The sequence below is a fragment of the Streptomyces sp. NPDC059787 genome (assembly GCF_042732315.1).
Lineage (GTDB): Bacteria > Actinomycetota > Actinomycetes > Streptomycetales > Streptomycetaceae > Streptomyces > Streptomyces atrovirens.
The window spans coordinates 71521-78608 of sequence record NZ_JBHWHX010000037.1; the positions used below are offsets into that span (position 1 = coordinate 71521).

Sequence of the window (7088 nt, forward strand, 5' to 3'; positions counted from 1 at the left end):
ATTAGCTAATCGTGACCTGGCGTGACCTGGCACACAGCGTGGCCAGAGCCTCGGCCGTCACGGGCGAAACGGCACCTTCTTCGGTGACGATCGCCGTCACCAGCTCCGGCGGCGTCACATCGAACGCCGGGTTGTACGCCTGGGTCCCCAGGGGCGCCACCGGAATCCCCCCTCCTGCTTCCGTTCCGGCCACCGGCACCTGCGGTGCCGTGACCTCGGTCACCTCATGACCGGGACGCTGCTCCACCTCGATGGACGCCCCGTCCGGCGTCTGAGGATCCACCGTCGTCACCGGTGCCACCACGATGAACGGCACATGGTGGTACCGCGCGAGCACCGCGAGCGGATAGCTCCCCACCTTGTTCGCCACCGCACCGTCGGCCGCGATGCGGTCCGCGCCGACGAGCACCGCGTCCACCTCACCCGCCGCGAACAGCGATCCCGCCGCGTTGTCGGTGAGCAGGGTGTACGCCATGCCGCTGCGGGCCGCCTCGTACGCCGTCAGGCGAGCACCTTGCAGCAATGGACGCGTCTCGTCCACCCACAGGCGCCGAAGCCGTCCCACCCGGTGCGCCGCCAGCGCCACCGCGAACGCCGTCCCCTCGCCGCCCGACACCAGCGAACCGGTGTTGCAGTGCGTGAGGATCCGGTGCCCGCCGCCGGGCAGCAGCTCGTCGAGGAGCGCCAGCCCGTGCTCGGCCATCCGGACACTGGCCTCGGCGTCCTCCCGGTGCAGCTGCCGTGCCGCGGCAAGCGCGGCCCCGGCCGCCTGCCGGGCGTCCCCGCCGCGGGCGAGGACGGCCTGGTGGGCGGAGCGCGCCCGGCGTACGCCGACGGCGAGGTTCACCGCGGTGGGCCGGGCGCTCTCCAGCGCCGCCGCCGCGTCGTCCACGTCGTAGCCCCGTACGGCGGCGAGCGCGACGCCGTAGGCTCCCGCGACGCCCAGCAGGGGAGCACCGCGCACGGCGAGCGAGCGGATCGCCTCCACCAGCGCCGGCGCATCCGTACAGACGAGTTCGACCTCCTCGGCAGGCAGCCTCGTCTGGTCGAGCAGGACCAGGACGGGGCCTTCGGGCGGCTCCTCCCAGCGCAGCGCCGGGATCTCGGTCGGCCGTTTGTTGTCGCCGCTGTGTGCGTACTGATCAGCCATGCGGCCAGTCTGCCCCCTGTCACGCGGACAATTGAAGGTACGCAGCCCTCACCTCGGCAGGTCGGTTGATGACCACCCCATGGCACGATGGCAGCCAAGCCGCCGCCGCGACCGCGGACGGGCACCGTGAAGGAGCGACGATGAACGACACTCCGGGCTGGGCCTCGCCCGGATCCGCCCCGTCCGAAGGGCAGGAACCGGGCGCGTCCGGCCCTGCCGAGCCCGCCGGCCGTCCAGACCCCCGGCACCCCGCCGACCAGCCCCGACAGCCGGGCCAGGCCCCGCAGGACCCGGGCGTGAAGTGGTCGAAGGAACAGCCACCGCCCGCCCAGTGGTCCGCACCCACCGGCCCGCCCGGCCCCACAGGCCCCGGGCAGACGCCCCCGTCCCCGCCGCCCGGTCCGGGCTGGGGCACCCCGCCACCTGGTGGGCCCGGCGGCTACGGAGGTCACGGCGGACCCGGCGGGTACGGTGCCTGGGGAGGCAACTGGGGAGGCCCCCCGCCCGCGGCCAAGCCCGGCGTCATCCCGCTCCGCCCTCTCGGCGTGGGCGAGATCCTCGACGGCGCCGTCTCCACCATGCGCACCTACTGGCGCACGGTCCTCGGCATCTCGCTGACCGTCGCCGTCCTCACCGAGATCGTCGTCGTGCTGCTCCAGGGCCTCGCCCTGGACAACTCCAGCACCGCGGTCCTCGACGACCCCAGCGCCACCCTCGGCGAACTGACCGACGCCATGGGCGACGCCCTGCTCAACTCCGGCGTGGTCTTCCTCGTCACCCTGGTCGGCACCGTCGCCGCCACCGCCCTGCTCACGACCGTCACCAGCCGCGCGGTACTCGGCAGGTCGGTCACCACCCGCGAGGCCTGGCGCGACGCACGCCCCCAGATCGTCAAGCTGTTCGGACTGATCTGCCTGCTGCTGCTCATCACCGTCGGCATCATGACCGTCGGCGCGCTGCCCGGCTTCCTCGTCACCCTCGCCACGGACAGCGGGGCGGGCATCGCCCTCACCGTCCTGGGCCTGATCGGCGCCGTCGTCGTCACCCTGTGGCTCATGATCCGCCTGTCGCTGGCCTCGCCCACACTGATGCTGGAGAAACAGGGCATCGTGAAGGCGATGAGCCGCTCCGCCAAACTGGTGCGCGGCTCCTGGTGGCGGGTCTTCGGCATCCAGCTGCTCGCGACGATCATCGCGAACGTCGTCGCGTCGATCATCGTCATCCCCTTCACCTTCCTCGCCGCGGCCGTCGGCGGCGACGGCGTCTCCGGCTTCCTCAACAGCGCCGGCGGCGACATGGGCTGGACGTTCCTCATCGTCAGCGGCATCGGCTCGGTCATCGGCGCCATGATCACGTTCCCGATCACGGCCGGCGTCACCGTGCTCCTCTACGTCGACCAGCGCATCCGCCGCGAAGCCCTCGACCTCGAACTGGCCCGCGCCGCCGGCGTCCAGGGCCACGGACCCGGCACCACCCCGGGGAGCTGATGGCGTGACCGCCACGGGGGGAGTTCTCACATCCGTACAGGCGCTGCCCGCGGCCGCCGACACCGTCGTACGCCTGCTGCTGCGCGGCGACGACGAGCCGCCCGTCACCATCCCGCGCGACCCCGCGCGGGAGGCGGCCAGGCGCGAACTGTCCAAAGGCATGTACCACGAGAACGACCCCAGCTGGTTCCAGCAGGCCCTCGACACCTTCTGGGAATGGGTCGACGAGCTGTTCGGCGCCGCCTCCACCGCGACACCCGGCGGCACGCTCGGCCTGGTCGTCGTCATCGCGGCCGTGATCGCCGTCGTGGGCGCCCTGTGGTGGCGCCTGGGCACCCCGCGCCGCGAACCGGCCTCGGCCCCCGCCCTGTTCGACGACCGCCCCCGCAGCGCCGCCGAACACCGCGCGGCAGCCGAGGCGCACGCCGCCCAGGGCCACTGGAACCAGGCCGTACAGGAACGCATGCGGGCCGTCGTCCGCGCCCTGGAGGAACGCGCCCTGCTCGACCTCCGCCCCGGCCGCACCGCCGACGAGGCCGCCGCGGAGGCCGGCCGCGCCCTGCCCGCCCACACCGACCGGCTGCACACCGCCGCCCGCTCCTTCAACGACGTCACATACGGCGGCCGGGCCGCCACGGAACAGTCGTACCGCCGGCTCGCCGAACTCGACCGCGACCTGGAACGCACCAAACCACAGCTCGCGACCAGCAGCACCCACAGCACGGACACCAACACCCGCCAGGGAGCCGCCGGATGACGACCGAGGTCACGCTCCCGTCCACCTCGGCCTCGCCCACCGCCCGCCAGGTGTGGACCCGCGCGCGGGGCATCGCCCTGGCGCTGGTGCTGCTGATCGCGGCGGCCGTCGCCATCGCCGTGGTCCGCTCCGACGCCCGGCACGGCGAACTCGACCCGCGCTCCGCCGATCCTTACGGCAGCCGCGCCGTCGCCGAACTCCTCGCCGACCGCGGGGTGGACACGCGCGTGGTCACCACCCTCGACGAGGCCACCGCCGCGGCCGGCCCCGACACGACCCTCCTGGTCGCCGTCCCCGATCTCCTGACCGGGCCCCAGCAGTCCCGGCTGCACTCCGCCGCCACCGGCTCCGGCGGCCGCACCGTCCTGGTCTCCGCCGGCAGCGCCTCCGCGGAACGGCTCGCCCCCGGCGTCACCGCCGACCCGGCCACCAGCTTCGACTCCACCCTCTCCCCCGACTGCGACCTGCCCGCCGCCCGCCGCGCGGGCACCGCCGACCTGGGCGGCATCCGCTACACCACCACCCACCTCACCGCCGACGAGTGCTACCCCAGCGAGCGCCTCGCCACCCTGCTGCGCATCCCGGACCCCTCCGGCGACAGCGACGGCGACACCGTCCTCCTCGGCGCGCCCGACATCCTCCTCAACGACCGCCTCGACGAGCACGGCAACGCCTCGCTCGCCCTCCAGCTCCTCGGCTCCCGCCCCCATCTGGTCTGGTACCTCCCCTCGCTCGCCGACGCCTCCGCAGCCTCCGAAGAGGGCGAGCGCGGATTCTTGGACCTGCTCCCCTCCGGCTGGCTGTGGGGCACCCTGCAACTCTTCATCGCGGCAGCACTGGCCGCCCTCTGGCGGGCACGCCGACTCGGCCCCCTGGTGCCCGAGAAACTCCCCGTGGCGATCCGCGCCTCCGAAACCGTCGAAGGCCGCGCCCGCCTCTACCGCAAGGCGAACGCCCGCGACCGCGCGGCCACCGCTCTTCGCTCCACCACCCGCACGCGCCTCGCCCCCCTCGTAGGCATTCCCGTGTCCCAGGCGCACGCGCCCGAGGCCCTGCTCCCCGCGCTGTCCGCCCACCTCCAGGGCGACGGACAGTCCCTGCACACCCTCCTCTTCGGTCCGCCCCCGGGCGACGACGCAGCACTCATCCAGCTCGCCGACCACCTCGACGCCCTCGAAAGAGAGGTACGCCGTCCATGATGGACCCGACCACTGACAACGCCGCGCACACCGGGGACCCGGCCGCCGCCCGGGCCTCCCTGGAAGCCCTGCGTGCCGAGATCGCCAAGGCCGTGGTCGGCCAGGACCCCGCGGTGACCGGCCTCGTCGTCGCCCTGCTCTGCCGCGGCCACGTCCTCCTCGAAGGCGTCCCCGGTGTCGCCAAGACCCTCCTCGTCCGCGCCCTCGCGGCCACCCTGGAACTCGACACCAAGCGCGTCCAGTTCACCCCCGACCTGATGCCGAGCGACGTCACCGGCTCCCTGGTCTACGACGCCCGCACCGCCGAGTTCTCCTTCCAGCCCGGCCCGGTCTTCACCAACCTCCTCCTCGCGGACGAGATCAACCGCACGCCCCCGAAGACCCAGTCCTCCCTCCTGGAGGCCATGGAGGAACGCCAGGTCACGGTCGACGGCACCCCCCGCCTCCTGCCCGACCCCTTCCTGGTCGCCGCGACCCAGAACCCGGTCGAGTACGAGGGCACCTACCCCCTCCCCGAGGCCCAGCTGGACCGTTTCCTCCTCAAGCTGACCATCCCCCTGCCCTCCCGCCAGGACGAGATCGACGTCCTCACCCGCCACGCCGAGGGCTTCGACCCTCGCGACCTGCGCGCCGCCGGCGTACGCCCCGTCGCGAACGCCGCCGATCTGGAAGCCGCCCGCCGCGCGGTCGCAGAAACGACGATCTCCCCCGAGATCACCGCCTACGTCGTGGACATCTGCCGCGCCACCCGCGAGTCGCCGTCCCTCACCCTCGGTGTCTCCCCGCGCGGGGCCACCGCGCTCCTGGCCACCGCCCGCGCGTGGGCCTGGCTGACCGGCCGCGACTACGTCATCCCCGACGACGTGAAGGCCCTCGCCCTGCCCACGCTGCGCCACCGCGTCCAGCTCCGCCCGGAGGCCGAGATGGAAGGCGTCACGACCGACTCGGTCATCAACGCGATCCTCGCCCACGTCCCCGTCCCCCGCTGATGGCACTCACCGGACGCGCCGCCCTGCTCGCGGCCCTCGGCTCCCTACCGGTCGGCATCTGGGAACCCGGCTGGACGGGCATCCTCGCCGTCAACGCCCCGCTGGCGGTGGCCTGTGCCTGCGACTTCGCCCTGGCCGCCCCCGTACGCCGCCTCGGCCTGACCCGCTCCGGCGACACCTCGGTACGCCTGGGCGACACCGCCGACGTCACCCTGACGATCAGCAACTCGTCCAGCCGCCCGCTGCGCGCCCGCATCCGCGACGCCTGGCCCCCCAGCAGCTGGCAGCCCGGTACGGAGGTGGCGGCCTCCCGCCACCTCCTGACGATCCCCTCGGGTGAACGCCGGCGCGTCACGACCCGTCTGCGCCCCACCCGCCGCGGTGACCGCCGGGCCGACCGCGTCACCATCCGCTCCTACGGCCCTCTCGGTCTCTTCGCCCGCCAGGGCGCCCACAAGGTCCCGTGGACGGTACGCGTCCTCCCGCCCTTCACCAGCCGCAAGCATCTGCCGTCCAAACTGGCCCGGCTGCGCGAACTGGACGGCCGCACCAGCGTGCTGACCCGAGGCGAGGGAACGGAGTTCGACAGCCTGCGCGAGTACGTTCCCGGCGACGACACCCGGTCCATCGACTGGCGTGCCACCGCCCGCCAGTCCGCGGTCGCGGTACGCACCTGGCGTCCCGAACGCGATCGTCACATCCTGCTGGTCCTCGACACCGGCCGCACTTCTGCGGGCCGTGTCGGCGACGTTCCCCGCCTGGACGCCTCCATGGACGCGGCCCTGCTCCTCGGGGCCCTCGCCTCCCGCGCCGGTGACCGCGTCGACCTCCTGGCCTACGACCGTCGCCTGCGCGCCCTCGTCCAGGGCCGCACGGCGGGCGACGTCCTGCCGTCCCTCGTCAACGCCATGGCCGTACTCGAACCCGAGCTCGTCGAAACCGACGCCCGGGGACTGACGGCGACGGCGCTCCGTACGGCCCCCCGCCGGTCGCTGATCGTGCTGCTCACCACGCTCGACGCCGCTCCCATCGAGGAGGGCCTGCTGCCCGTCCTGAGCCGGCTGACCCAACGCCACACGGTTCTCGTTGCCTCGGTGGCGGACCCGCACATCGCCAGGATGGCCAAGGCACGCGGAAACACCGATGCGGTGTACGAGGCAGCGGCGGCAGCCCAGGCCCACACGGAACGCGTCCGCACCGCGGAACAGCTCCGCCGCCATGGCGTCACGGTTGTGGACGCGACTCCGGAGGAACTGGCGCCGGCACTCGCGGACGCGTATCTGGCTCTGAAGGCGGCTGGGCGTCTGTGATTCACGGGGTGGCGGGTCGAGGTTTCCAAGACTCCGTGAGCTCCGTCGGCCCTGAAACGCAGAAAACCCCGCACCGGTACGGTGCGGGGTTTTCCCAATATTTGTTCGGCGGCGTCCTACTCTCCCACAGGGTCCCCCCTGCAGTACCATCGGCGCTGTAAGGCTTAGCTTCCGGGTTCGGAATGTAACCGGGCGT

6 protein-coding genes and 1 rRNA gene are annotated in these 7088 nt (G+C 73.2%); 5 read left to right on the top strand and 2 right to left on the bottom strand.

The annotated features are described in order from the left end of the window. Window position 1: 1 nt before the first annotated feature. Window positions 2-1150: an S-methyl-5-thioribose-1-phosphate isomerase gene (mtnA, locus tag ACFV5H_RS28475; RefSeq protein WP_385057419.1), complete on the bottom strand. Its 1149-nt coding sequence runs from the start codon at window positions 1148-1150 to the stop codon at window positions 2-4. 140 nt (window positions 1151-1290) lie between these two features. Between mtnA and ACFV5H_RS28480 the strand changes: the two genes are divergently transcribed. Genes ACFV5H_RS28480 through ACFV5H_RS28500 form a run of 5 tightly spaced genes read left to right on the top strand, consistent with a single transcriptional unit; the run spans window position 1291 to window position 6892 of the window. Further along, on the top strand, window positions 1291-2637 hold the full coding sequence (locus ACFV5H_RS28480) for a glycerophosphoryl diester phosphodiesterase membrane domain-containing protein (protein ID WP_385057418.1): 1347 nt from the start codon (window positions 1291-1293) through the stop codon (window positions 2635-2637). Window positions 2638-2641: 4 nt separating this feature from the next. Next, window positions 2642-3394, top strand: coding sequence for a DUF4129 domain-containing protein (locus tag ACFV5H_RS28485; RefSeq protein ID WP_385197857.1), 753 nt, complete (start codon window positions 2642-2644; stop codon window positions 3392-3394). Further along, entirely contained in the window at window positions 3391-4593 is a 1203-nt protein-coding gene (locus tag ACFV5H_RS28490; protein WP_385197859.1) for a DUF4350 domain-containing protein, read from the top strand. Before ACFV5H_RS28485 ends, ACFV5H_RS28490 begins: the two co-directional genes overlap by 4 nt. After that, window positions 4593-5582 (top strand): AAA family ATPase, encoded by a 990-nt coding sequence (locus ACFV5H_RS28495; protein WP_385057412.1) that lies wholly within the window; start codon window positions 4593-4595, stop codon window positions 5580-5582. The genes ACFV5H_RS28490 and ACFV5H_RS28495 overlap by 1 nt, the downstream gene beginning before the upstream one ends. Then, window positions 5582-6892 carry a DUF58 domain-containing protein gene (locus ACFV5H_RS28500; RefSeq protein ID WP_385057410.1) on the top strand — a complete coding sequence of 437 codons (1311 nt, stop codon included), beginning with the start codon at window positions 5582-5584 and terminating at the stop codon, window positions 6890-6892. The genes ACFV5H_RS28495 and ACFV5H_RS28500 overlap by 1 nt, the downstream gene beginning before the upstream one ends. A gap of 103 nt (window positions 6893-6995) precedes the next feature. Here the strand turns inward: ACFV5H_RS28500 and rrf are convergent. Then, window positions 6996-7088: ribosomal RNA gene (gene rrf / locus ACFV5H_RS28505) — 5S ribosomal RNA — on the bottom strand; the annotation flags it as partial.

Coding starts and splice junctions, on each gene's coding strand:
- ACFV5H_RS28490 (WP_385197859.1), top strand. CDS start 3,391: ATGACGACCGAGGTCACGCTCCCGTCCACCTCGGCCTCGCCCACCGCC.
- ACFV5H_RS28500 (WP_385057410.1), top strand. CDS start 5,582: ATGGCACTCACCGGACGCGCCGCCCTGCTCGCGGCCCTCGGCTCCCTA.
- ACFV5H_RS28495 (WP_385057412.1), top strand. CDS start 4,593: ATGGACCCGACCACTGACAACGCCGCGCACACCGGGGACCCGGCCGCC.
- mtnA (WP_385057419.1), bottom strand. CDS start 1,150: ATGGCTGATCAGTACGCACACAGCGGCGACAACAAACGGCCGACCGAG.
- ACFV5H_RS28480 (WP_385057418.1), top strand. CDS start 1,291: ATGAACGACACTCCGGGCTGGGCCTCGCCCGGATCCGCCCCGTCCGAA.